The organism is Sphingomonas echinoides, assembly GCF_029623395.1.
In the GTDB taxonomy this organism is placed as follows: domain Bacteria; phylum Pseudomonadota; class Alphaproteobacteria; order Sphingomonadales; family Sphingomonadaceae; genus Sphingomonas; species Sphingomonas echinoides_A.
The window spans coordinates 93,673-115,033 of record NZ_JAPYKK010000008.1 but is presented as its reverse complement, the minus strand read 5'-3'; the positions used below and the strand labels follow the sequence as shown (position 1 = coordinate 115,033).

Below are 21,361 nucleotides of genomic sequence, written 5' to 3'. Positions count from 1 at the left end.
CCGATGACCCTCTCCGCCACCGCTCCCGCCGAACCCTGCGCCGACGCTGCCGTGATGGCGACGCTACACACCGCGATCGCGGATGAATTGCGGCGTGTCCGCAACCGTGTCGAGGCACTGGCCGAGGCGCTCGTCGGCGATACCTATTTCGTCGAGCATTTCCTGGAGCAGCTCCAGGCGTTCGACATGATCGTCCAGTCGACCGACGAAACCGCAGCGGTGCTCGAGCGGCTCGCCGCGGGTAGCGACATCCATGCCGCGATCGCGCCGGTCCGGCTCGGTTGCGTGCATCAGCGGTTGCACGCCGCGCTGCGCGAAGGCTGACCGATATGGCCAGCGCCGCACCCAATGCGCGCCCGATCGTCATCCGCAAGATCAAGAAGTCCGGCGGCGGCCACCACGGCGGCGCGTGGAAGGTCGCCTATGCCGATTTCGTGACTGCGATGATGGCGTTCTTCATGCTGTTGTGGCTGATCAGCAATCCCGACAAGCAACGGCTGAAGGGGCTCGCCGAGTATTTCACGCCCTCGCCGCCGGTCACGGCCGCGTCGGGGTTCGGGGAAAATCCGGGCGAACGCCCGGGCAATGGCGGCTATGCGCGCAAGATGGACGCGGATGCGGCCAAGCGAAGCGGCGTTCCCGCGATGGACGCGCAAAGCGCCGGCGTCGCGCGCGGCGGGACCGCCACGGTTCCCGATGCGTCGCTGCGCGTGCTCGCGCAGGAATTGCGCGTCGCGCTCGATACGCTGCCACCGAGCGAGACGACCAGCGCGAGCAAGGTCGAGGCCGACGGTGAAACCCTGCGGATCACGCTGATGGACACCGCCAACCGCCCGATGTTCCAGGGCGGCACCGCAAAGCTGAACGCCTTTGCGGCCGGCCGCATGGCGACGATCGCGACCAAGCTCGCCAAAGGTGGCGCGCGGCTGACGATCGAGGGGCATACCGACGGGGCGGGCGGGCAAAGCGAAGCGAACTGGCGTCTGTCGGGCGAACGCGCCCTCGCCGCGCGCGCGGTGCTGCTCGCGAGCGGGCTGACGCCGGACCGGATCGCGGGCGTCGTCGCGATGGCGGCGACCGAGCCGGTCTATCCCGACCAGCCCGACCGCCCCGAGAACCGCCGGATCACGATCGTCGTCAAGGGCGAGAAACCCGCCTTGCCGAGCGACGCGAGCTTCAAGTTCTGACGATGGGCAAGATCCTGCTTCCACTCCTCATCCTGCTGCTCGGCGCGGGCGTCGGCGGCGCGAGCGGGTTCGGCGTGCGCCAGGTCCTCGGGCCGCCCGCCGCCGCTGGGCCCAGCAAACCGGCGAAGGTGGAGACCACGCTGGTCCCGCTCCCGCGCATGACCGCGCCGCTGGTGCTGCCCGACGGTCGCCTGTCGGGCTATGTCGCGTTCGAGGAACAACTCGAGGTGCCGACCGAAGAGGCCGCGCGCGTCACCGCGCAGTTGCCGTATCTGCAACATGCAATCAACATGCGGACCTATCGTATTCCGCTTGCGGCGGGGCGGGACGGCGCGCTACCCAATATCGATGTGTTTCGCCGCGTGACGTTGGATGCGGCGACCGAAGCTTTTGGCCGCGGTGTAGTGCGGCGTGTAGCGGTGACGCAGGCCGTTCCTGCATGATGAGTCACGAGGACGTGGGATGAACGATCCGCAAACGATGGCGAACGATCGCCGCAAGGCACGCGACGACCGGCTCGTCACGACCTTGCTGCTGGGTCGCGTCGTCACGCCGCATGGCGACACGGTGTGCCGGATCCGCAACCTGTCGCGGGGCGGCGCGAAGATCGAGATCCGCGCGCCGATCGCGGTCGGAGATGCGATTTCGGTGGAATTGCGCGGCACCACCCTGGTGGCGGGAACCGTAGCGTGGGTCGCCGGGAATGCGGCGGGGATCGCCTTTGCCGAACAGGTCGAAAGCGAGATGCTGCTCGGGCATTCCGCACCGGGGCAATTGCGCCAACGCAGCCCGCGGCTCAGCGCGGATTGTCCCGCGATCCTGCGCGTGACGGGCCGTGTCCTGTCCGCGCGACTCCACGACATCGGCCAGCGCGGCGCCTGTATCGGCGGCGTGGGGGATCTTCCGCGCGACACCAGCGTGCGGCTGGAAGCCGCGGGCCTGGGCCAGATTCCGGCGGTGGTGCGCTGGTCGAAGCCAGACGCGGTCGGGCTGTTCTTTCCCGAGCCGATCCCGTTCGCCACACTGTCCGCCTGGTCGCAGGACACCGCCACGCGCTTTTCCGCGCGGGGGTAAGCTCTGGCTTCACCCCGTCGCAAAGCTCCGTACCAGCGACCCCGCGACCAACGCCCAGCCATCGACCAGCACGAAGAAGATGATCTTGCACGGCAAGGCGACCGTCGCGGGCGGAAGCATCATCATACCCATCGCCATTAGCACCGCCGACACCGCGAGGTCGATGACGAGGAACGGCAACAGCAACAGGAAGCCGATCTCGAACGCGCGGCGCAGCTCGGAAATCATGAATGCGGGCACCAGCGTCGCCAGCGGCACGTCGGCACGTTTCGCCGCGGGCGTGCGCGACAGGCCGTTGAACAATGCGACATCGTCATCGCGCACCTGGCTAAGCATGAAGGTGCGGAACGGCGCGGCGGTCGCCGCGAACGCGACCGCCTCGGTCGTCTTGCCTTCGGTATAGGGCTTTACCCCCGCCTGCCACGCGCTCTCGAACGTGGGAGTCATCACGAACAGCGACAGGAACAGCGCCAGGCTGATGATCACCGGGTTGGGTGGCACCCCCTGCGCACCAAGGCCCGTCCGCAGCAGCGACAGCGCGACGACGATCCGCGTAAACGACGTGATCGTCATCAATATGCCGGGCGCAAGGCTCAGCACGGTCAGCATCGCGACCAGCCCGATCGTCTTGCCGCTCATCGATCCGCCTCCGCCAAGCGACAGCGTCGCCTGCGCGAGCGCATCGGTCGGCAGCAGCACCAGCGGCACGACCATGGCGAGCAACGCGCGCTTACGCATGCGTCGCCTCCGTCACCAGCGCGCCGAAATGCACCGCGTCGAACGCCTCGATCGCAAGATGCCCCTCGGGCGCGATCAGCAGCAGATGCTCGCGCCCGTCGCGGCGGACCAGCACCAGGCTCCGCCGTGGATCGACGGTGATCCGCTCGACCAGTTCGAGCCGGCGCTCGCGGCGCGGGGCCGCACCGATCCGTCCCGGCAAGCGCAGGTCGAACCGCCGCACCGCCCACAGCGCCCCCGCCAGCCCGCCCAGCACCAGGGCGAGCGCGCCCATCATCCGGAGCAGCGGGAGCAGCGTCATGCCTGAACCCCGCGCGCGACGACTTCGGTGACTTCGATCGCCATCCGCTCGCCGGTCACCTGGATCCGCCCCTTGGCGACCAGCGTGCCATTTGCGTAAATGCGCGAGGGATCGTCATGCCCGCAGTCGAAGGCGATCGTCGCGCCGCGGCTCATCTTGAGCACCTGGCGGATCGGCAAACGGACCGAGCCAAGGACGATCGAGACCTCGACCGGCACGGATTCGAGAATGGACATGCAGCAGTCCCCCTTTCGCCCAGACTTATAGAAGCGAAATCGGGCCGACCCGGACCCGACCCGGAAAATCTTGCCTATAAGGGTCTCGGGGGCGGCAATCCTTGCCTGCCCCCCGCGGTCTGGATCGGGAACGCACATGGGGCAGGACAGCACGGTATCGGTTTCGGCCTCGGGTCTGCGCGCGCAATCGCTGCGGATGCGGATCATCGCCGAGAACCTCGCCAACCAGAGCTCGGTGGCGACCACGCCGGGCGGCGCGCCCTATCGCCGCCGGGTTCCGACCTTCAAGGCGGAGGTCGACCGCGCGAGCGGCGCGACGACCGTCAAGGTCGGTAGCGTGGCGACCGACAAGTCCGAATTCCAGCGCGTCTATCAGCCGGGCAACCCGGCGGCGGACGCGCGCGGCTATGTGCTGACGCCCAACGTCAACGGTCTGGTCGAAATGGCCGACATGAAGGCGGCGCAACGCTCCTACGAAGCCAATCTCAACGCGATCGAGGCGGCGCGCGGCATGACCATGCGCACGATCGATCTGCTCAAGTAATGGCCCACCCAAGCGTCATGCTGAACTCGTTTCAGCATCCACTGTGGTCTTGCCCGACGGGACGTTGGACGCGCTGCCCGGTGGATGCCGAAACAAGTTCGGCATGACGGCGGGGTGGGGTGAGCACTTGAAATCACGCAACACTAACGCTCAAACAAGGAATACCATCGATGTCGATCGGGGCTCTCGATGCCACCAATGCCTACGGCCGCGCTGCCGGTGTAACACCGTTCGGCAACGCCGCGCCGCCGTTCGCGGGCGTCGAGCAACCTGACGCGGGCGGCGGGTTTGGCGCATTGGTCTCGCACCTCGTCGGCGATGCCGGGCAGGGCTTGCGCGCCGCCGAAACCGCGTCCGCCAAGCAGATCGCGGGGAAGGGCGACCTGATCGACGTCGTCACCGCGATCGGCGCGGCCGAAAGCGCGCTCGACACGATGGTCGCGGTGCGCGACCGTGTCGTCGGCGCGTATAGCGACATCATGCGGATGCAGATCTGATGGACGCCGCTGCCGCGATCGAGATAACGCGCGCCGCGCTGGTGCTGATCCTCACCGTCGCCGGTCCGATGCTTGGCGCGGCGCTCGTCGTGGGCCTCGCGATCGGGCTGTTGCAGGCGTTGACGCAGATCCAGGAACAGACGCTGACGTTCGTGCCAAAGCTCATCGCGATGGGGGCGATGTTGCTCCTGTCGCTACCGATGATCGGCGCGGCGCTCAGCGATTTCATGCGCATCATCGCCGACCACGTCGCGCACGGCTGAGCGCATGCTCGACCAGTTCCCGCTCCAGGCGACCGCCTTCCTGATCCTGTTCGCGCGGGTCGGCGCGGTGCTGATGCTGCTCCCGGTGTTTTCAGAAGACGCGATCCCGCCGCGCGTGCGGTTGCTCGCGGCGGGCGGGATGACGCTCGGCCTGTGGGGGCTGTTGTCGCCCGCCGTGCTGCCGCTGGCCGGGCGCAGCGATGCCGCGCTCGCGGGCACGATCGCCGCGGAACTCGGCACCGGTCTCGCGCTCGGGTTGATGATCCGGCTGATGTTCCTCGCGATCTCGATCGCGGGGTCGATCATCAGCCTGCAAGTCGGGCTGTCCTCTGCGGTCATCTTCGACCCTGCGCAAAGCAGCAGCGCGCCCGAACTGTCGCGCTTCCTCGCGGTCGCGGCGGCGGTGGTGTGTATGGCGAGCGGGGTACATCATCTGTGGATCGGCGGGTTGATCCGATCCTACACCGCGTTTCCCGTCGGCACCGTGCTCCCCGCCGCCGACCTCGCGCAGCTTGCAGTGCGGGTCGCGGTCGATACGATGATGCTCGGGGTGTCGCTCGCGGCGCCGCTGATCGTCTACGGGATCGTGTTCAACGTGGCGCTCGGGCTCGCGGTGCGGGTCGCGCCGAGCATCCAATTGTTCTTCATCGCGCAGCCGCTCAACCTGCTGCTCGGGCTCGGCATCGCCGCGAGCACCGCGGGGGCGACGCTGACCGCTTTTGCCGCCGCGATGGCGCAGTCGATGCAGCGCGTCTGGGGCTGATCGCATGGCCGGTGACAAGGACCAGAAGACCCACGACCCGACCGAGAAACGGCTCGAGGACGCGCGCAAGAAGGGCGACGTCGCGCAGGCGCCCGAGCTGCGTCACGCCTTCGGCTTCGTCGCGATGCTGATCGCGACCGGCAGCGTCGGCACGATCGCCTTCGCGCGGCTCGGCACGGGTCTCGCGCATCTGTGGGGCAATGCCGAGGCGGTCCCGCTCGCGCCCGACGGCGCGCACGCGCTGCTGACCGCCTTGTTCGGCGCGACCTTTGCCGCGCTGCTGCCGCTGTTCGCGTGCTTGATCGGCTGTGCGCTGATCGGCGGGGTGGTGCAGGCGCGGCCGATGCTGGTGTGGTCGCGGATTGCGCCCAAATGGTCGAAGCTGTCGCCGATCGCGGGGGCGAAGCGGCTGCTCGGTCCGCGCGCGCTGGTCGAATTCGCCAAGACGCTCGCCAAGCTGATCGGGGTCGGCACGATCGCGTTCGTCGCACTGCGGCCGTTCGTACCAGGGTTCGCGGTGATGGTCGGTCTCGATCCGATGGCGATCGGGACGCTCGCGGGTGGGATCGTCGCGCAACTGATCCGCTCGGTCGCGATCCTCGTCGGCGCGATCGCGCTATTCGACTTCGTCTGGCAGCGGCGCAGCTGGATGGCGAAGATGCGGATGTCGCTCCAGGAGATCAAGGACGAGCACAAGCAGCAGGAAGGCGACCCCAAGATCAAGGCGAAGATCCGCGCGATCGGGATGCAGCGCGCGCGGCGGCGGATGATGGCGGCGGTGCCGACCGCGAGCGTCGTCATCACCAACCCGACGCATTTCGCGGTCGCGTTGCGCTACGATCACGGCAAGGGCTCCGCGCCGATCGTCGTCGCCAAGGGCACCGATGCGGTAGCGCTCAGGATCCGCGAAGTCGCGACTGCGGCGGGCGTGCCGCTGGTCGAAAACCGCCCGCTCGCGCGCGCGCTGCACGCCAGCGCCGAGATCGACCGCCCGATCCCGCTCGAACATTATGCCGCCGTCGCCGAAGTGATCGGCTACGTCCTGCGGCTCGCGCGCGAACGCGGCTGAAGCGCGGCGACGGCTTGATCCGATCACAGTGATCGACTATTCCGCAGCCTCGCTCTTGGGGAGTAGCCACCCGCGCGATCGCGGGGCCATCGTCAACATGCTTGCTCCGTCCGGGGCATGGCGATGGCAGCAAACCGCGCGTTTGCCCGGCAAGACCAATGACCGCGCTCCCCCGTTCCGTGGCCCGGGGTCCGCGAGTCATCTGGTATCTGGCCCGAAGGATCATCGATGCCTGGAATTCTGACGCTCGGCGCGCTTGGAGCGAGCCTGTCGGTCGATGCGTTCGCAGCGGCGCTCGGCAAGGGCGCGTCCGAACAGAAGAGCCGCTGGTGGGACGCGATGCGCGTTGGCGCGGTGTTCGGCTTCTTCGAAGCGCTGACCCCCGCGATCGGCTATTTTCTAGGGTTCCTCCTCAACGACTGGATCGCGGATTACGATCACTGGGTCGCGTTCGGCCTGTTGCTCGCGGTCGGCGCGTACATGATCCGCGAGGCGCTCGGCCAGGACGATGCCCCCGCGCTCGAGACGACGGGTGCCCTCGGCTTCTGGCGGCTCGCGGTCACCGCGATCGCGACGAGCATCGATGCCGCCGCGGTTGGGATTTCGCTCGCGCTGATGGACGTCAACCTGTGGGTCGCATGTCTCGTCATCGGCGGGATCACGACCGTGCTCGCCACCACGGGCATGCTGCTCGGGCGGCACGTCGGCCCGTATCTCGGGCGCTACGCGGGGATTCTCGGCGGGGTCGTGCTGGTCGTGATCGGCGGGTCGATCCTGTACCAGCACCTCAGCGTATGAGCTCGGCCAGGGGCAGCGGTGCATCGAGCGAAGCGAGCTTGGCGAACGCCTTATCCGCCTTGGCGGGATCGAGCGTCGCGGCGGGTGCGGTCAGGAAGTCGAACGCATCGTGCGACGGCAACCCGGCGAAACCCGCCCCGTAGCGCGCGCGCAGCCCGGCCAGCGCGGCGCGATTCCCGGTTCGCGACAACGCAACCGCCTGCCGCAACACCGCCGTCTGGTCCGCCGCGTTGAGCGGGCGCGACGCGGGCAGCGCGGCGGCGTTGCCGGCGGCGAACCCCGCCCAGTCGCGCTTCTGCCACAGGATGTCGTTGCGCAACGCGGCGCTCCCCGGCGCCCCGTCGAGCAGCGCCAACGCCTCGGGCACCTTGCCCAGCCGGTACAGCGCGGCGGCTTCGATCGTGCGGCGACGCGCGCGGATGTCGTCCGGGAAGGCGATCGCCTGCCCCGCGCGGAGCGTCCGCAACGACCGTTCGGGCGCGTCGGCAAGCAGGTCGAGTTCGGCGACCCGAATCGACAGCGGGCCGGTCGCCGCATCGGCGGGTCTGCGATCGAGCAGGAACCGCAACAGATCCGCCGCGCGCGCATAGAGCCCCGCGTGCGCCAGCCGGTCGGCGAGCCGCGCGGCGATCGTCTCGCCCTCGCCGCCACCGGGCAGGAGATCACGGTAATCCCAGAACACCCCCGCCGCGACCCCGATCCGGTCCTCCGCCGCGGTGTCGATGGTTTCGCTCAAGGTTTTTTGCAGGCGTAGCAGGGTCGGGGCGGTCTGGTCGCCAAGATCGAAATAGCGGAACAGCGTCGCCCCCGCCGCGAGCGCGGCGCGCGGATCGTGGCGCGCGTCCGCGATCCGCCAGCGGAGCGACAGCGCTTGCCGCTCGACCGCACCGCCGCGCCAGAACGCAACCTTGGCGAGCGCGTGGTCCGCCGCCGTCGGATCGAGGTCGCCCGTCGCAAAGCGATCCTCGATCAGCGCGACCGTGGCTTCGGCGCGCTCGGCGGGCGTCCCGCCGATCTCGACGCGTTGGAGTAGCAGCCGCGCGCCTGCCCCGTCGCCGAGCGCGCGCGCGGCGTGCGCCCGGCGCAGGTTGGCGGCGGGGTCGGGATCGCCGAGCGCGGCGAGCATTCGCGCGACGTCACCCGGGTGCCCGCTCGCCAGCGCGACGTCCGCGCAGGCGAGCAGGAACGGGCGCTGCGCCGCGCGCGGTCGCCCGGTAATCGCGGGGAGCGCGCACTGCATCGCGCGCGTGGCACCCGCGACGTCATGAATCGCAACCGCGGCGCGCACGCGCCACGCACACGCTTCGGGATGCGTATCGAGCAGCGGCGTGTCGAGCGCGCGCAGCGCCTCGGCCGGGCGATCCAGTGCGGTGAGCGTGACGCCGTTGGCAAGCTGCCACGCCGCGGTCAGCGCCAGCGCAGGGTCGTCCGCGCGCATCGTGTCGAGCACGCCCGTCGCGTCCGCCATCCGCGCGCGCGCGATCAGACTTTGCGCCAGCGCCCAGCGCGCGTCTTGGCGCGTCTGCGGCGTCGCCTGCGCGATCGCGTGCCAGGCGGCGGAATCGGAAAGGCTCGGCCACCGCCCGTCGCGCGCCGGGAGCGGGCTTTCCGCAAGGATCGCGGCAAACGCCAGTGTCCGCTGCGGCACGGCAGTCGGCGTCGCCGGATCGGGCGCGGGGAGCGGTGCGGCCCCCGTCAACGCGAGCGCCGCCGCGAGCATCGAAAAGCGCGCGCGCGTCATGGCAGAAACACCGCCGCACACGCGCCGCCGACCCCGGCAGCAACGACGAACAGCCCACCAAGCACAAGCATCCCGCGTGCGCCTCCGGTTGCGGCAGGTGCGCTACCTGTCCCCTCCGACCCCGCGCTTACGGCAGCAACCGCAGACGCGGCACCGTCGTCGCCGTCTGCGCTGGCAGCGCGTGCCCGAGGGTCGGTGACGACGCGAACGCGCGCCGGTTTCTGGTCGTGGCTCATTGCGAAATCCGTCTGGTGTCCGGAGCCTCTACTATAGACGCAAGGGCCCCGCCGCGGTTGGCGCGCCCGGGGAGACTCCGCCATGCGCCGACATCGTCTTATCCTCGCAGTGGCGGCACCGTTGCTGGCGCTGGCGTCCGTGTCGGGCCTCGCGTCCGCCCCCGCCTCCGCCAACGAAGGCGGCGGGGCGGCGTCGGTCGTCCCGGTCGCGGATCTGCGCGTGCCCATCCTCGATGGCGGGCGCTTCGCGGGAACGCTGCGCGTCCAGGCCGCGCTCGATTATGCCGATCCGGCGCACGGCGCGGGGGCGGCGGCGCGCGCGCCGGTGTTTCGCGATGCGGTATTGTCGGCGGGGCTGGAATTCGCGCGGCTGCATGTGTCCGCGTTCGCGCCGATCGATGCGGCGTTACTGTCGCGCACGCTTACCGATGCGGCGCGGACGGTCGACCCGCACGTCCGCAAGGTCCTGATCCTCGACGTCAGCGCGCGCCAGTAGCGCGCGGCGCCCGCGCGAGCGCCATCGTCAGCCGCGCCGCGCCCTTGGGGGTCATCGCCGCGAGCATCATCCCCGTCGAGCGCTCGCGCATCTTGCGCGCGACCTTCAATTGCACGTCGAGATCGAGCTGTTCGAACACCACCGCCGCCTTGGCGGGTTTCATCGCCTGATAGATGCTCGCGAGATCGGTATAACTGTCCGGGGCAGCGTCCTGCGCGGTCGCCGGCCCCGCCATGGTGGTGGCAGCGCGGCTCGCCTCAAGCTCCGCCTTGATCCGCGCGGCGCTCGCACGCACCGCCTGTTCGCGCAGGTCGAGCGCCTGCTGGCGGCTCGCGGCCTGCCGGTCGCGCGTCGCCAGATCCTGCTGGACCGACAGGCCGAGGCGACTGTCGGGGGTCGAGGGCGCCGGCGTCGCGGCGGCGACCGCATTGCCAATCGCGGCGATCCCCGCCATCGCGGTGGTAAGCGACAGCAACGGAATCCGGATCGTCACAGCGCGTCCTCCGACAGGTCGACCGCGCGGTTGGCGGAGGCGGCGGCGACCAGCCGCTCGGCGCTGGCGTCGGCGATGTCGATCATCACGCGCAATTCGTCGAGCACCCCGCGCGCCTCGGCGGCGGCGGCGGCTTGCCCGCTGCCAACCGCGAGCGTGCCCTTCAGCTCCGACAGGACGATCCGCGCCTGGACCGTCGACTGGTCGAGCGCGGTGACGACTTGCCCCAGGTCCCCGTGCCGGATCGTATCGAGCGCGCGCTTGACGCGCTGGCTCTGCACCAGCACCGCGATGCACAGCGCCATCGTCAGCAGGTTGGCGATCGTTGCGAAGCTCATGGTCGTGGTCCCCTGGCTATGTCGGTCATCATCCGGACCGCGATGTTGTTGGAGCGCTGCCCGATTTGCGCGCGGCCGAGCGTGACGCCGCCGCATTGCACGTCGAGCGGATCATCCGGCCCGCGGTGGAGCGGGATCGTCTGGCCGACCGCGAAATCGCGGACGGTCTCGAGTGGGAGCATCCGCTCGCCCAGCACGACGTCGACGCTCACCTTGGTCTTGCGGACCTCGTCCGCCATATGCGGCTCCCAGATCCCGTCACGGCCGAGCTTTTCGCCCATGAAGCGCTGGCCGAGCAGATGCTTGACCGGCTCGATCGTGGCGTAGGGGAGCAGGATGCTGAACCGTCCGCCGCGGTCGTCCATGTCGACGCGGAAGGTCGCGACCGCGCAGATGTTGGTCGATCCCGCGATCGTCGCGAAGCGTGGGCTGGTCTCGATCCGCTCCAGCGCCATCGTGTTGGCGGTGATCGGCGCGAGCGCGCTGCTCATGTCCGCCAGCACCGTGCGCAGCATCCGCGCGACCAGGTCGGTTTCGATCGTGGTGAAGCCGCGCCCGTCGATCAGCACCGTCGCCCCGCCACGCCGCCCGCCGAGCAGCGCATCGACCACCGAATAGATCAGCCCCGAATCCACCGTGACCAGCCCGTAATTCTCCCATTCCTCGATCCGGAACACGCCGATCATCGCGGGCAGCGCGACATGGTTGAGGAAGTCGCCGAAGCGGATCGAATTGACCTCTTCCAGGCTGACGTCGATCGCGTCTGAGGTAAGGTTGCGCATCGACGTCGCGAAGATCCGCACCATCCGGTCGAACACCACCTCCAGCATCGGCAGCCGTTCGTGGCTGATGACGTCGGACTCGATGACCGCGCGCAGGCCCTGCTTGGGGTCGATCGGCGTCCCCATGTCGCCGAACAGCGCATCGATGTCCGCCTGCCCCAGCGTCGCGTCGCCGTCGAACAGCGCGACGGGCGGCTCGGGCAGGTCGAAATCTTCGAGTTCGATGCTCATTGCTGGATCAGGTCCTGAAGCAACACGTCCTTGACCGCGCCATCGCCCAGCGTCTGGTGCGCGCGTACGACCATCTCCTCCTTCACGCGGAACACCGCCGCCGACCCGGCGAGATCGTCGGGGCGCAGCTCGCGCAGGAACGGCTGATAGGCATCGAGCAGCAGCGGCAGTTTGGCGGTGATCTGTTCGGCAGTCATGCCCTCCCCGGGGACCAATGCAAAATGCACCTTGAGGAAGCGCGCCGATCCGTCGGCGCTGCGCAGGTTGACGACCATCGCGGGCACGTCGACGAACGCCTCGCCCTCTTTCTCGCCGCCACCATGGTCCCCGCCGCCTTCCGCGCCGCCTTCCGCGCCGCCACCATGCTCGGCTTTGGCCGGAGCTTCGTGACCGCCTTCGGCATTTGCCTCGGTCGCGGGTTTGGCGCTGCTGCCCAAGACCATCCACGCGCCGCCCCCGCCGCCGAGCAGCAGCACCGCGCCGATCGCGCCGAACAGGATCAGCTTCTTGCGCTTCCCCGCGGCGGGTGCGGGGGCGTCGGGTCCCCCTTCGACGATGGCACTTGCCGCGTCGTCCCCGGCCTTGGTCGCTGGCTCCGGTTTGCTCATGAATGCGTCCCCTGTGGTGTCGTGGCGGCGACCGCCCCCGGCAATTCCCGCCTATTATAGGAGCGCCGCCGGGCAGTTTTTGCCTAGCGCGGAAAAAAGCGACTTTCCCGAAGGACGACCGGGTGGACATATCCTCGACCGTATTGCTGAGCCACGAACAGGCGCTGCGCCGCCGGATGGACGTCGCGGCGAACAACCTCGCCAACGTCTCGACCGCCGGGTTCAAGCGTGAGGACCCGGTGTTCCGCGAATATGTCGAGAAGACCGGCGAGCCGCAGGACCCGGTCCGCACGACTTCGCTCGTGCTCGACCTGGGCGCGGTCCACGACACCGCGCAGGGCGGGTTCCAGCCGACCGGCAACCCGATCGACGTGATGATCGACGGCCCCGGCTATCTCGCGGTCGACGCGTCCGACGGCACCACCGCTTATACCCGCGCGGGCTATCTCAAGGTCGGCGACGACGGATCGCTGGTGACCGCGGGCGGACTGCCGGTGCGCGGCGAGGGCGGGCGACCGATCGCGATCCCGCCCGATCAGCTCGGCAAGCTCAGCATCGGGCCGGACGGGACGGTCAGCGGAGCGGCCGGGGCGCTCGGGCGGATCGAGGTGACCGTGTTCGATAATGAGGCCGGCGTCGATCCGCGCGGCGACGGGCTGTTCACCGCGACCGGCGGGCGCGCGCTGTCCGCCGCCGAGACGAAGCTGCGCAGCGGCGGGATCGAAGGGTCGAACGTCCAGCCGATCGTCGAGACGACCAACATGGTCGAGATCCTGCGCGCCTATCAGACCAGCATGAAGATGAGCGAGGCGATCGGCGACATGCGCAAGGCCGCGATCGACAAGCTCGGCCGCTTCGGCTGACCCCTTTCCACCCAGGAGACCTGTATGCGTTCCCTATCGATTGCCGGCACCGGAATGCTCGCGCAGCAGACCAACGTCGATGTCATCTCGAACAACATCGCCAACATGAACACGACGGCGTTCAAGCGGCAGCGTGCCGAATTCCAGGACCTGCTGTACGAGCAGGTGTCGCGCCCCGGCGCGGCGGCGGGCGGCGACAATCGCGTGCCGACCGGGATCCAGATCGGCGCGGGCGTCAAAACGGGCGGCGTGTACCGCATCGCGACGCAAGGCGCGCTGACGCAGACCGACAATCGTTATGACGTGGCGGTGCAGGGGCGCGGCTATTTCCCCCGTCACCTTGCCCTCGGGCGAGACCGGCTACACCCGCGACGGCTCGTTCCAGGTCTCCGACCAGGGGCAGCTCGTGACCGCGGACGGCTTGCCGGTCGAGCCGGGGATCACCGTGCCGCCCGAGGCGGTCGACGTCAGCGTGTCCAAGACCGGGCTGGTGCAGGTGAAACTCGCAGGCCAGCCTGATCTGCAGACCGTGGGACAGTTGCAGCTCGCGACCTTCGTCAACGAAGGCGGGCTCGAGGCGCAGGGCGGGAACATGTTCCTCGAAACCGCCTCGTCCGGGCAGGCGACGCTCGCCAATCCGGGCGAGCCGGGGTTCGGGACGATCCAGCAGGGCTTCATCGAGGCGTCGAACGTCAATCCGGTGTCCGAGATCACCGCGTTGATCACCGCGCAGCGCGCCTATGAGATGAACAGCCGCGTCGTGAAGACCGCGGACGAGATGCTCGCGACGACGAGCCAGCTGCGATGAGCGCGCGGATCGCGTTCCTGCTGCTGGGTGCGGTCGCAAGTCCGGTCGCGGGGCAGGGCGTGACGCCCACGATGCGGCCCGCGATGGTCCAGGTCGCGGTGCTGGCGCATCCGGTCTCGCAGGGGACGATCCTCTCCGCAGAGGACTTTATCTACGAAGATCGTGCGCTGGGTCAGGCGCGCGGCGCGCTCCAGCCCACCGACGCGATCGGCAAGGAAACAAGCCGCGGGCTCGCACCCGGCAGCGTCGTGCGGATCACCGACGTGGTGACGCCGCGTCTCGTCCGGCGCGGCGAGCCCGTCCTGATCGCCTATCGCAGCCGCGGGCTGCTGATCACCACCAGCGGCCGCGCGCTCGCCAGCGCGGGCTCGGGCGAGCCGGTTCGCGTCGTCGCCGCCTCCACCGCGCGAACGCTGGACGGCGTCGCGGCGGCGAGCGGGCTGGTGCTGGTCGGTCCGTAAGTCGCGTGGGGGCGCTGCCTCGAAATCCAATCCACAGGGGACATACGCAATGAAGACGATCCTTATAGTGACAGGCGGCGCGTTGCTGCTGTCGGGCTGCGGCGCGGTCGGGCGGCTGCAGACGATCGGCAAGGCGCCAAAGCTGTCGCCGACGCACGTCACGGAAACCGTCGCGACCGAGCGCTCGCTCGGCCAGGCGGGCGCGACGCTCCGGCGTGAAGCGCGGACGCCCGGAATGGCGTACGCCGCCACCCCCGCCGGGCCAGTTACTGCCTCGCTGTTCCGCGCAGGCGCCGCCGCGTTCCTGGCCGATCAGCGCGCGACGCGGACCGGTGACATCCTGACGATCCGTATCAACATCGCGGACAAGGCCGAGGTCGGCAACAACACCACGCGCAACCGCACCGGATCCGAGAACGCCAGCGTCGGCAGCCTGCTCGGCCTGCAGAAGCTGCTGCCCAAGAGCATCGATCCGACCAACCTCGCCAGCACCAACAGCAAGTCGCAATCCGCGGGCGGCGGCAACATCAGCCGGTCCGAGACGATCAACATGACGATGTCCGCGATCGTCACAGATGTCCTGCCCAACGGCAATCTCAGTGTTCGCGGCCGACAGGAAGTGCGCGTCAACAACGAGCTGCGCGAGCTGATCGTCACCGGTTTCGTCCGCCCGCAGGACATTGCGCGTGACAATTCGGTGCTCCATTCGCAAATCGCCGAGGCGCGGATCAGCTACGGCGGGCGCGGCCAATTGTCCGATGCGCAGCAGGCGCGCTGGGGGCAGCAGATTTACGATGCGCTTTTCCCGTTCTGACGACGGTCCCTTTGGCGATCGGCATTTTCGGCGGGCACGCGCAGATCTGCGCGTGCCCGTTGCCCGTTTTGCGGCATTTACCTGCCGACCTGCGCCCGAACCCGGCGGCGGCGGCTTAAGATGAGGGCATGCACCACGATGGCCTTCCCCGAGTCCGCGAAATCATCGATGCGCTAGGGCTGCGGTTGCGGTTGTGCGCCGAACGCCATGCGGCGGGCGCGCGGGTCGTCGTGCAGCGCCCCGATCTTGCCGGACAGCCCTATGCCACGCTCGACCTGTACGGCACCGAAGTTCTGTGGGGCTTCCTGATGTCGGCGCGGCTCGCGGTGCCGGGGGTGCTGCCGGATGAACGGATCCTCGGCACGTGGAGTGCGACCCTGCGGCTCGAAGTCGATCCGGTGAGCCGGATCGTCATCGATACGCATCGGTCGGAAACACCCCTGTCGATTCCCTGTACGGTGTGGGACCGGTTGTTCGCCGAGCTTTGCCTGATCCTGGCGCACGCGCGCGCGGATCCGGCAAATCTGCGGCGCTACGCGCTACAATAGCCGCCGCTTCATCCCTGTATTTCTGCTATATGGCAAAGGCATCTCGATTTTATTACAATGATTGCGTCGTTCAACGGCCTGTTCCGCGAGGATGTACCAATGTACGTTTTTGACCGAGAGACGTTCGCCGGTGTTCGCGACGGAATCCAGGCCGGCCTAAGCCCCCAACCTGAGTTTCGCGTTACCCTGACGTTCGTGTTGCACGACGAAGTGGCGTTATGGTCGGCGGCGCGGACGCGTCTCTTGGCGGGCGGTGAGACGACCGACGAGATGGTCCACGAGACGATAGGTCCCCCAGACGCCCCTTCGCTCGCGGACTGTCTCGCCGTTATGTGCGATCCGTCTGCCTTCCTGCGGACGATTCCAGTGCCGGGATGCGAGCCGGACGACTTCTGGATCGACCTGATCCCCGGTCTGCCCGACACCGTGACGATCGAGCGCGGCGTCGACGCAAAGCCACGCCCGCGCGCGCTGCGCTAAATCCGCCTCTCCCGTGACATTCGGTTTGTAAGTCGAACCGGAAACGCCGATGGCTGGCGCGCGAGCGACGTAGCGTCAGGGAACCATCGAACATGCGCCTTCTGGTCGTCGAAGACGATGCCCGTACGGCTCGGCTGCTGGTCAGCGACCTGGCCGACCTGGGGCACGACAGCGTCGTTGCGCCGGACGGGCGCGCGGCGTTGCTGCAAGCGACCGCGGATCAGTTCGACGCCGTCCTGCTCGACGTGATGCTCCCGCATGTCGACGGCATCGGTGTCGCGCGCGCGTTGCGCGACCGCGGCGTGTCGGTTCCGATCGTGATGCTTACCGCGCTCGGCGATCTCGATCAGCGGCTGGTCGGGCTGGACGCGGGCGCGGACGATTATCTCGTCAAACCCGCCGCCCCGGTCGAGATCGAGGCGCGGATCAAGGCGATCCAGCGCCGCACCGCCCGCGCCAACGATGGCGGCGTGATGCGCGCGGGCGACATCGAGGTGAACGAGGTCAAGCATCGCGCGGTGCGCAACGGGCGGGTGCTCACCTTGCCCAAGCTCGAATTCCAGATGCTGTGCGAACTGATCCGGAACAAGAACAGCGTCGTCACGCGGCAGATGTTCTACCGCACGGTGTGGGACTATGATTTCGAACCCGCCACCAACATCGTCGAATCCTACATTCGCCGAGTCCGTGCGCAACTCTGCGCGAACGGCGAAGCCGACCCGATCACGACGATCCGCGGGGTCGGCTATATGATCGTCGACCAGGGATGAGCTTCCGGCCGCGGTCGCTCCGCGCGATCATGCTGCTGTATGTGAGCGTGATCGTCGTGGTGCTGCTCGCGGTTCGGGGCGCGAATTACGTCATCGTCCACGATGCGCTCAACCGCGAGGTCGATCGCCGGCTCGCGCAGGAAGCGCAGGAGGTGATCGGCGAACCTCGCGCGGGATCGGTCGCGACGATGGCGGCGCGGATCGCGGCGAAGCGCCACGCGCACGAAAGCGCCGACCTGCTGTTCCTGCTGCAGGATCGCACCGGGCGGCGGGTTGCGGGCAACCTCGATCTCGGCACCCTGCCGCCAGCGGGCTATTCGGATTTCGGCGACAGCGCCGATGTCGACGGCGTCACGCACGGGCGCGCGCTCGTCCGGCGCGTCGCGGAAGGTGCGACGCTGGTCATCGCGTCGGACAATGATGTCGTCGCCGCGTTCGATGCCCGGTTGTTCAAAGCGCAACTCGTTGGCTTGATCATCGCGGTGCTGCTGTTCGCCGGGGGCGCGGGGGCGATCGTGTGGGAAGTCAGCCGCCGGTTGCGGGCGATGCAGACGACGGTCGACGCGGTAATGGCGGGCAATCTGTCGAGCCGCGTCCCGGTGGATGGGTCGCGCAACGAATTCGACCGCCAGGCATCTGCCTTCAACGCGATGCTCGACCGCATCGACGCATTGATGGCGAACGTCCGCCATGCCGCGCGCGACGTGGCGCATGAATTGAAGAGCCCGCTCGCGCGCCTGCATACGCGGGTCGCCGCGCTCGAGCGGCACGCCGCCGCCACGCCGCTCCACGCCGAAAGCGCTGCGATCCTGGCCGAGACCGATCAGGTGCTCGAAATCTTTGCAAGCCTGATGCGGCTGTGGGAAATCGAAGGCGGGCACCGCCGCAGCCGGTTTGCCCCGGTGGACGTCGCGCAGGTCGCGCACACCGTCGGGGAAACGCTGCTGCCGGTGGCGGAGGATGCGGGCGACGCGTTCAGCGTCACCACCGCGGGGCCGGCGATGCTGTCCGGCGACGTGCATCTGCTCCGGCAGATGGTCGTCAATCTCGTCGAGAATGCGATCCGGCATACGCCCGGCGGCACGCGGATCGCGCTGTCCGTCCAGCGAGTCGGGACCACGCTCGAGATCGCCGTGACGGACGACGGCCCCGGCATTCCCGCCGAAGCGCACGAAACCGTGATCCTGCGCTTCGGGCGGCTCGACATCGCGTCCGATCGGCCGGGGCAGGGGCTTGGCCTGACGCTGGTCGACGCGATCGCGCGGTTGCACGGGGGCAGCTTGCGGCTGGAGGACGCGGCGCCTGGCCTCCGCGCGGTCGTCGCGCTCCCGATCGAGCCATGAAAAACCCGGCCCGAGCGGGATGCTCGGGCCGGGTCTTCACGATCGGTACGCTACGTCGGATCAGAACTTGGCGGAAAGCTCCAGGCCCCACGTGCGCGGCGGGTTGAAGTTGGCATAATCGCCAAGGATGCCGCCGTAGTTGGTCGAAACGAGCTGCCCGTTGGCCCCGATGTTCTGCACCGGCGTCGAGTTCGCCGCCGAGCGACGGTAGATGTACGTCGTGTCGAGCAGGTTGCGCGCCCACACCGCGACGGTGACCTTGTTGTGGTCGTTGATCGAGATGTCGGCGAGCGCGAGGCGGCCGTTCATCACAAAGCTCGCGTCGGTCTTGGTCGGCTCGAGCTGGAAGCTGTACTGGCTGCTCGCGTAGTTGCCGTCGAGATGCAGGCGGACGCTCGCATCGCCAATGTGGATCGGGGTCACGTAATCGATCGCGCCCGATGCCGCATTGTTCGGCGTGTAGACGATGTACAACTGCTGCAGACCGCCACCCAGCGGGCTGATCGCCGACGGTGCCTTCCAGTAGGTGTAGGCATAGGACCCGGTCAGCGTCAGTTCCGGGAACGGCTTGACGGTCAGATCGGCTTCGATCCCGCGGATCTTGCTGTTGCCGGCATTCACCGTCTGCTCGATGTGGCTGCCGTTGGTGACGCTAGACCCGTTCGTATCGAAATAGTCGAAGTCGAACTGCGTGTTCTTGCGATCCATGATGTAGCCGGCAAGATTCAGGCGTGCGCGATGCTGGAGGAAGTCCATCTTCGCGCCGACTTCGTAGGACTTGACCGATTCAGGACCGAACGCGTTGAACTGGAGCGAGCGGTCGTTCGCGCCACCAGCGCGGAAGCCCGTTGCGTATTTCGCGTAGAGGTGGACGTCCGGAGTCGCATCGAACGCGATGTTGATCATCGGATCGAAGCGGCTGATGTTGCTCTTGAACGTGAACGGCGTCGCGGTGCTGTTGGCGACCGTGGTGACGGGGTTCAGGTCGGTCCGGTTGTTGACGACATACAGCATGCCGTGGCGATCGTCCTTCGTCCAGCGACCGCCGGCCGTGATGTGCACCACGTCGCTCAGCGCTTCCGGCGTGAAGGTCACGTTGCCGAACACCGAATAGTTGTGGTCCGTCGCCGCGCTGGCGCGGGTGATGAACTGGCAGCTGTTCTTGAACTGCGGCGCAGTGTTTGCCAGCCCGTTGTTGCACGACGGATCAAACTGCTGATAGCCCGAGTTCGCGCCGGAAATGGCCGCAGAATTGCCCGGGATCGGTGACCGGACGGTGTAGGCGGTGCCGTCGCTGTTCCACTGGTTGCTCAGCGGCGTGGCGGCATATTCGGACGCCTGCTCGGTGTAGTAATAGCCACCGACGACATAATCGAACTGCGGAATGCTGCCGACCGCCTGGACTTCCTGGCTGAACTGATGCTGGCGCAGGAACGACAGGCTGTAGCGGCTGAACGTGCCGGTCGTGTTCAGCGCGGTCGGGTTGGCGGTGTTGGGCACGAACGGCGCGAAGGTGCTCCGCTCCGGTCCGCCGGAGTTGTCCCACTGGTCGGTCGCGACGCCGCGCCACGCGGTGATCGAGCGCAGCTCGATCCACGGTGCGAGCTTGTACTTCAAATTGGCCGAGAAGCCGTGTGTGGTGTCGACGCTCGGCTGCTGCGGGACGCCGACGTCGGCGACGGTCTGGCGTTCGGGGTGAACCCCGACGAGCGGACCCTTCGGGGCGATACAGATCGGCTTGGTGCTGCCGGCGGGGATGGTGCCGCCGCAATTCACGCCGTTGAGCTGCAAGGCGCCGGCCGCGTTATAGGCGCCAACCGCATAGCCGTTCGGGTTGTAGTTGATCAGCTGGCTGTACTGCGGGGTATTCTCGTCCTTCGCATAATCATAAGCGAAGTCGGCGGTGAAGCCGTCGATCGGCTGCCAGCGCGCGGCGGCGCGGCCGCCCTTGCGGTCGTAATAGTTCCAGCCGGTCGACCCCGTGAGCGGATCCTTCACGGTCGGATCCTGATGCTGGTACACACCATCGAACTTGAGCGAGATGTTGTAGAAGCTCGGCAGGTCGAGATGCAGGTCGGCATTGTGGCTGCCGTAATTGCCGACGCCTGCGGTCACGCGACCGCCGAGGACGCCGGTCGGCGCCTTGGAAACGAGCGACAGCGCGCCGCCCTCGGTGTTGCGGCCGAACAGCGTGCCCTGCGGGCCCTTCAGCACTTCGATCCGCTCGATGTCGAACAGCGCGGCGTTGAGGCCCTGCGTCTTTCCGAGCGCGACGCCGTCGATATAGACGCCGACGCCGCCATCCCGCGCGGTCTGGTTCTGGTCGTACGGGACGATCCCGCGGATGCCGATCGTCAGCGCCGACTGGCGCGCCTCGAAGGTCGCGACGCGGAGCGACGGGATTGATCCGTCGGCGAGGTTGAACAGGCTCTGGACGTGGCGATCGGTGATTCCCTGGCTGCTCAGCACGCTGATCGAGATCGGCGTCTTCTGCAGGTTGGTTTCGCGGCGAGTCGCGGTGACGACGATGTCGCCGAGACCCTGCTGGTCGGCGGCGATCGGGGCCGCGGCATCAGCCGTGGTGGCTGCGGGTGCCGGATCGGCGGCGGGCGCGGTCTGCGCAACCGCGGGTGCAGTGGCTACGGCGAGCAAGGTGCCGCCTAGCAGCAGCTGCAAACGAAGGCGCGATCGAACGGTCATTATGATTTCCCCTGAACCCTGAGCCTTTGCTCATCCCGGTCCAGCCGCCGCTACAGAGCGATTGGGTCATCAATGTTACACTCACTGTAACATACAAGACTAGGCGCTATCACTTTCGCGTCATAATCGGGGATATCCAGGTAACGGGGAACACGCTTGTCCGAATATGTCGAAAGGAC

Annotated in this window: 28 protein-coding genes, 1 pseudogene and 1 riboswitch; of the genes and pseudogenes, 19 read left to right on the top strand and 10 right to left on the bottom strand. The window is 68.1% G+C overall.

Annotation, left to right across the window (positions count from 1 at the left end; translation table 11 throughout):
* Positions 1-3 precede the first annotated feature (3 nt).
* The 4 genes from QBJ92_RS07210 to QBJ92_RS07195 are packed head-to-tail and all read left to right on the top strand — an operon-like array spanning position 4 to position 2,261.
* Positions 4-324 carry a hypothetical protein gene (locus QBJ92_RS07210; RefSeq protein ID WP_277969006.1) on the top strand — a complete coding sequence of 107 codons (321 nt, stop codon included), beginning with the start codon at positions 4-6 and terminating at the stop codon, positions 322-324.
* Between the two features lie 5 nt (positions 325-329).
* Positions 330-1,187: a flagellar motor protein MotB gene (locus QBJ92_RS07205; protein WP_277969005.1), complete on the top strand. Its 858-nt coding sequence runs from the start codon at positions 330-332 to the stop codon at positions 1,185-1,187.
* 2 nt (positions 1,188-1,189) lie between these two features.
* Positions 1,190-1,630, top strand: coding sequence for a hypothetical protein (locus QBJ92_RS07200; RefSeq protein ID WP_277969004.1), 441 nt, complete (start codon positions 1,190-1,192; stop codon positions 1,628-1,630).
* Between the two features lie 19 nt (positions 1,631-1,649).
* Positions 1,650-2,261, top strand: coding sequence for a PilZ domain-containing protein (locus QBJ92_RS07195; protein ID WP_277969003.1), 612 nt, complete (start codon positions 1,650-1,652; stop codon positions 2,259-2,261).
* Positions 2,262-2,270: 9 nt separating this feature from the next.
* On the opposite strand, the gene fliP is transcribed toward QBJ92_RS07195, so the two are convergent.
* From fliP to QBJ92_RS07180, 3 genes are read right to left on the bottom strand one after another with little or no spacing between them, the layout of a single operon-like run.
* Positions 2,271-2,999: a flagellar type III secretion system pore protein FliP gene (gene fliP / locus QBJ92_RS07190; protein WP_277969002.1), complete on the bottom strand. Its 729-nt coding sequence runs from the start codon at positions 2,997-2,999 to the stop codon at positions 2,271-2,273.
* On the bottom strand, positions 2,992-3,300 hold the full coding sequence (locus tag QBJ92_RS07185; protein WP_277969001.1) for a FliO/MopB family protein: 309 nt from the start codon (positions 3,298-3,300) through the stop codon (positions 2,992-2,994). The genes fliP and QBJ92_RS07185 overlap by 8 nt, the downstream gene beginning before the upstream one ends.
* Positions 3,297-3,536: a FliM/FliN family flagellar motor switch protein gene (locus tag QBJ92_RS07180; RefSeq protein ID WP_277969000.1), complete on the bottom strand. Its 240-nt coding sequence runs from the start codon at positions 3,534-3,536 to the stop codon at positions 3,297-3,299. Before QBJ92_RS07180 ends, QBJ92_RS07185 begins: the two co-directional genes overlap by 4 nt.
* 136 nt (positions 3,537-3,672) lie before the next feature.
* Here QBJ92_RS07180 and flgC point away from each other — a divergent pair, with 136 nt between their 5' ends.
* The 6 genes from flgC (at position 3,673) to QBJ92_RS07150 (ending at position 7,470) form a co-directional block, all read left to right on the top strand.
* Entirely contained in the window at positions 3,673-4,080 is a 408-nt protein-coding gene (flgC, locus tag QBJ92_RS07175) for a flagellar basal body rod protein FlgC (RefSeq protein WP_277968999.1), read from the top strand.
* A gap of 170 nt (positions 4,081-4,250) precedes the next feature.
* Positions 4,251-4,577 (top strand): flagellar hook-basal body complex protein FliE, encoded by a 327-nt coding sequence (locus tag QBJ92_RS07170; RefSeq protein ID WP_277968998.1) that lies wholly within the window; start codon positions 4,251-4,253, stop codon positions 4,575-4,577.
* A complete protein-coding gene (gene fliQ, locus QBJ92_RS07165; RefSeq protein WP_277968997.1) occupies positions 4,577-4,840 on the top strand; it encodes a flagellar biosynthesis protein FliQ in 264 nt (87 codons plus the stop codon). Before QBJ92_RS07170 ends, fliQ begins: the two co-directional genes overlap by 1 nt.
* Positions 4,841-4,844: 4 nt before the next feature.
* A complete protein-coding gene (locus QBJ92_RS07160; protein WP_277968996.1) occupies positions 4,845-5,603 on the top strand; it encodes a flagellar biosynthetic protein FliR in 759 nt (252 codons plus the stop codon).
* Between the two features lie 4 nt (positions 5,604-5,607).
* Positions 5,608-6,672 (top strand): flagellar biosynthesis protein FlhB, encoded by a 1,065-nt coding sequence (gene flhB / locus QBJ92_RS07155; RefSeq protein WP_277968995.1) that lies wholly within the window; start codon positions 5,608-5,610, stop codon positions 6,670-6,672.
* A 55-nt stretch (positions 6,673-6,727) separates the two neighbouring features.
* A riboswitch (yybP-ykoY riboswitch) is annotated at positions 6,728-6,820 on the top strand.
* An 80-nt stretch (positions 6,821-6,900) separates the two neighbouring features.
* Positions 6,901-7,470 (top strand): manganese efflux pump MntP, encoded by a 570-nt coding sequence (locus QBJ92_RS07150; RefSeq protein ID WP_277968994.1) that lies wholly within the window; start codon positions 6,901-6,903, stop codon positions 7,468-7,470.
* Here QBJ92_RS07150 and QBJ92_RS07145 read toward each other — a convergent pair.
* Both QBJ92_RS07145 and QBJ92_RS07140 read right to left on the bottom strand, forming a co-directional pair.
* Positions 7,460-9,211, bottom strand: a complete 1,752-nt coding sequence (locus QBJ92_RS07145) for an endoglucanase (protein WP_277968993.1) — start codon at positions 9,209-9,211, stop codon at positions 7,460-7,462. The genes QBJ92_RS07150 and QBJ92_RS07145 overlap by 11 nt on opposite strands.
* Positions 9,208-9,447, bottom strand: a complete 240-nt coding sequence (locus QBJ92_RS07140; protein ID WP_277968992.1) for a hypothetical protein — start codon at positions 9,445-9,447, stop codon at positions 9,208-9,210. The genes QBJ92_RS07145 and QBJ92_RS07140 overlap by 4 nt, the downstream gene beginning before the upstream one ends.
* An 82-nt stretch (positions 9,448-9,529) precedes the next feature.
* On the opposite strand from QBJ92_RS07140, the gene QBJ92_RS07135 reads away from it, so the two are divergent.
* Positions 9,530-9,943, top strand: a complete 414-nt coding sequence (locus QBJ92_RS07135; RefSeq protein WP_277968991.1) for a hypothetical protein — start codon at positions 9,530-9,532, stop codon at positions 9,941-9,943.
* On the opposite strand, the gene QBJ92_RS07130 is transcribed toward QBJ92_RS07135, so the two are convergent.
* Genes QBJ92_RS07130 through QBJ92_RS07115 form a run of 4 tightly spaced genes read right to left on the bottom strand, consistent with a single transcriptional unit; the run spans position 9,927 to position 12,395 of the window.
* A complete protein-coding gene (locus tag QBJ92_RS07130; protein WP_277968990.1) occupies positions 9,927-10,436 on the bottom strand; it encodes a MotE family protein in 510 nt (169 codons plus the stop codon). The two genes, QBJ92_RS07135 and QBJ92_RS07130, sit on opposite strands and share 17 nt — an antisense overlap.
* Positions 10,433-10,774 carry a hypothetical protein gene (locus tag QBJ92_RS07125; RefSeq protein ID WP_277968989.1) on the bottom strand — a complete coding sequence of 114 codons (342 nt, stop codon included), beginning with the start codon at positions 10,772-10,774 and terminating at the stop codon, positions 10,433-10,435. The genes QBJ92_RS07130 and QBJ92_RS07125 overlap by 4 nt, the downstream gene beginning before the upstream one ends.
* Positions 10,771-11,787 (bottom strand): flagellar motor switch protein FliM, encoded by a 1,017-nt coding sequence (gene fliM / locus QBJ92_RS07120; RefSeq protein WP_277968988.1) that lies wholly within the window; start codon positions 11,785-11,787, stop codon positions 10,771-10,773. The genes QBJ92_RS07125 and fliM overlap by 4 nt, the downstream gene beginning before the upstream one ends.
* Positions 11,784-12,395, bottom strand: a complete 612-nt coding sequence (locus QBJ92_RS07115; protein WP_277968987.1) for a flagellar basal body-associated FliL family protein — start codon at positions 12,393-12,395, stop codon at positions 11,784-11,786. The genes fliM and QBJ92_RS07115 overlap by 4 nt, the downstream gene beginning before the upstream one ends.
* Positions 12,396-12,517: 122 nt before the next feature.
* On the opposite strand from QBJ92_RS07115, the gene QBJ92_RS07110 reads away from it, so the two are divergent.
* The 8 genes and pseudogenes from QBJ92_RS07110 (at position 12,518) to QBJ92_RS07075 (ending at position 18,482) form a co-directional block, all read left to right on the top strand.
* The gene (locus tag QBJ92_RS07110) at positions 12,518-13,258 is read left to right on the top strand and encodes a flagellar hook-basal body protein (RefSeq protein ID WP_277968986.1); all 741 of its coding nucleotides are present in this window, start codon (positions 12,518-12,520) and stop codon (positions 13,256-13,258) included.
* Positions 13,259-13,282: 24 nt separating this feature from the next.
* Positions 13,283-14,066, top strand: a pseudogene (flgG, locus tag QBJ92_RS07105) (flagellar basal-body rod protein FlgG).
* Positions 14,063-14,527, top strand: coding sequence for a flagellar basal body P-ring formation chaperone FlgA (flgA, locus tag QBJ92_RS07100; RefSeq protein WP_277968985.1), 465 nt, complete (start codon positions 14,063-14,065; stop codon positions 14,525-14,527). The pseudogene flgG and the gene flgA overlap by 4 nt, the downstream one beginning before the upstream one ends.
* 49 nt (positions 14,528-14,576) lie before the next feature.
* Positions 14,577-15,341, top strand: a complete 765-nt coding sequence (gene flgH, locus QBJ92_RS07095) for a flagellar basal body L-ring protein FlgH (protein ID WP_277968984.1) — start codon at positions 14,577-14,579, stop codon at positions 15,339-15,341.
* Between the two features lie 128 nt (positions 15,342-15,469).
* Complete coding sequence (locus QBJ92_RS07090; RefSeq protein ID WP_277968983.1) at positions 15,470-15,889, top strand: hypothetical protein; 420 nt, start codon at positions 15,470-15,472, stop codon at positions 15,887-15,889.
* A gap of 99 nt (positions 15,890-15,988) precedes the next feature.
* A complete protein-coding gene (locus tag QBJ92_RS07085) occupies positions 15,989-16,369 on the top strand; it encodes a hypothetical protein (RefSeq protein ID WP_277968982.1) in 381 nt (126 codons plus the stop codon).
* 92 nt (positions 16,370-16,461) lie between these two features.
* Complete coding sequence (locus tag QBJ92_RS07080; protein ID WP_277968981.1) at positions 16,462-17,139, top strand: response regulator transcription factor; 678 nt, start codon at positions 16,462-16,464, stop codon at positions 17,137-17,139.
* Positions 17,136-18,482, top strand: coding sequence for a HAMP domain-containing sensor histidine kinase (locus QBJ92_RS07075; RefSeq protein ID WP_277968980.1), 1,347 nt, complete (start codon positions 17,136-17,138; stop codon positions 18,480-18,482). The genes QBJ92_RS07080 and QBJ92_RS07075 overlap by 4 nt, the downstream gene beginning before the upstream one ends.
* 60 nt (positions 18,483-18,542) lie before the next feature.
* On the opposite strand, the gene QBJ92_RS07070 is transcribed toward QBJ92_RS07075, so the two are convergent.
* The gene (locus tag QBJ92_RS07070) at positions 18,543-21,182 is read right to left on the bottom strand and encodes a TonB-dependent receptor (protein ID WP_277968979.1); all 2,640 of its coding nucleotides are present in this window, start codon (positions 21,180-21,182) and stop codon (positions 18,543-18,545) included.
* Positions 21,183-21,361: the final 179 nt, after the last annotated feature.

Bases quoted from the DNA above. Each gene is read 5' to 3' on its own strand.
- QBJ92_RS07210 (WP_277969006.1), top strand. From the start codon at position 4: ATGACCCTCTCCGCCACCGCTCCCGCCGAACCCTGCGCCGACGCTGCC.
- QBJ92_RS07205 (WP_277969005.1), top strand. From the start codon at position 330: ATGGCCAGCGCCGCACCCAATGCGCGCCCGATCGTCATCCGCAAGATC.
- QBJ92_RS07200 (WP_277969004.1), top strand. From the start codon at position 1,190: ATGGGCAAGATCCTGCTTCCACTCCTCATCCTGCTGCTCGGCGCGGGC.
- QBJ92_RS07195 (WP_277969003.1), top strand. From the start codon at position 1,650: ATGAACGATCCGCAAACGATGGCGAACGATCGCCGCAAGGCACGCGAC.
- fliP (WP_277969002.1), bottom strand. From the start codon at position 2,999: ATGCGTAAGCGCGCGTTGCTCGCCATGGTCGTGCCGCTGGTGCTGCTG.
- QBJ92_RS07185 (WP_277969001.1), bottom strand. From the start codon at position 3,300: ATGACGCTGCTCCCGCTGCTCCGGATGATGGGCGCGCTCGCCCTGGTG.
- QBJ92_RS07180 (WP_277969000.1), bottom strand. From the start codon at position 3,536: ATGTCCATTCTCGAATCCGTGCCGGTCGAGGTCTCGATCGTCCTTGGC.
- flgC (WP_277968999.1), top strand. From the start codon at position 3,673: ATGGGGCAGGACAGCACGGTATCGGTTTCGGCCTCGGGTCTGCGCGCG.
- QBJ92_RS07170 (WP_277968998.1), top strand. From the start codon at position 4,251: ATGTCGATCGGGGCTCTCGATGCCACCAATGCCTACGGCCGCGCTGCC.
- fliQ (WP_277968997.1), top strand. From the start codon at position 4,577: ATGGACGCCGCTGCCGCGATCGAGATAACGCGCGCCGCGCTGGTGCTG.
- QBJ92_RS07160 (WP_277968996.1), top strand. From the start codon at position 4,845: ATGCTCGACCAGTTCCCGCTCCAGGCGACCGCCTTCCTGATCCTGTTC.
- flhB (WP_277968995.1), top strand. From the start codon at position 5,608: ATGGCCGGTGACAAGGACCAGAAGACCCACGACCCGACCGAGAAACGG.
- QBJ92_RS07150 (WP_277968994.1), top strand. From the start codon at position 6,901: ATGCCTGGAATTCTGACGCTCGGCGCGCTTGGAGCGAGCCTGTCGGTC.
- QBJ92_RS07145 (WP_277968993.1), bottom strand. From the start codon at position 9,211: ATGACGCGCGCGCGCTTTTCGATGCTCGCGGCGGCGCTCGCGTTGACG.
- QBJ92_RS07140 (WP_277968992.1), bottom strand. From the start codon at position 9,447: ATGAGCCACGACCAGAAACCGGCGCGCGTTCGCGTCGTCACCGACCCT.
- QBJ92_RS07135 (WP_277968991.1), top strand. From the start codon at position 9,530: ATGCGCCGACATCGTCTTATCCTCGCAGTGGCGGCACCGTTGCTGGCG.
- QBJ92_RS07125 (WP_277968989.1), bottom strand. From the start codon at position 10,774: ATGAGCTTCGCAACGATCGCCAACCTGCTGACGATGGCGCTGTGCATC.
- fliM (WP_277968988.1), bottom strand. From the start codon at position 11,787: ATGAGCATCGAACTCGAAGATTTCGACCTGCCCGAGCCGCCCGTCGCG.
- QBJ92_RS07115 (WP_277968987.1), bottom strand. From the start codon at position 12,395: ATGAGCAAACCGGAGCCAGCGACCAAGGCCGGGGACGACGCGGCAAGT.
- flgA (WP_277968985.1), top strand. From the start codon at position 14,063: ATGAGCGCGCGGATCGCGTTCCTGCTGCTGGGTGCGGTCGCAAGTCCG.
- flgH (WP_277968984.1), top strand. From the start codon at position 14,577: ATGAAGACGATCCTTATAGTGACAGGCGGCGCGTTGCTGCTGTCGGGC.
- QBJ92_RS07090 (WP_277968983.1), top strand. From the start codon at position 15,470: ATGCACCACGATGGCCTTCCCCGAGTCCGCGAAATCATCGATGCGCTA.
- QBJ92_RS07085 (WP_277968982.1), top strand. From the start codon at position 15,989: ATGTACGTTTTTGACCGAGAGACGTTCGCCGGTGTTCGCGACGGAATC.
- QBJ92_RS07080 (WP_277968981.1), top strand. From the start codon at position 16,462: ATGCGCCTTCTGGTCGTCGAAGACGATGCCCGTACGGCTCGGCTGCTG.
- QBJ92_RS07075 (WP_277968980.1), top strand. From the start codon at position 17,136: ATGAGCTTCCGGCCGCGGTCGCTCCGCGCGATCATGCTGCTGTATGTG.
- QBJ92_RS07070 (WP_277968979.1), bottom strand. From the start codon at position 21,182: ATGACCGTTCGATCGCGCCTTCGTTTGCAGCTGCTGCTAGGCGGCACC.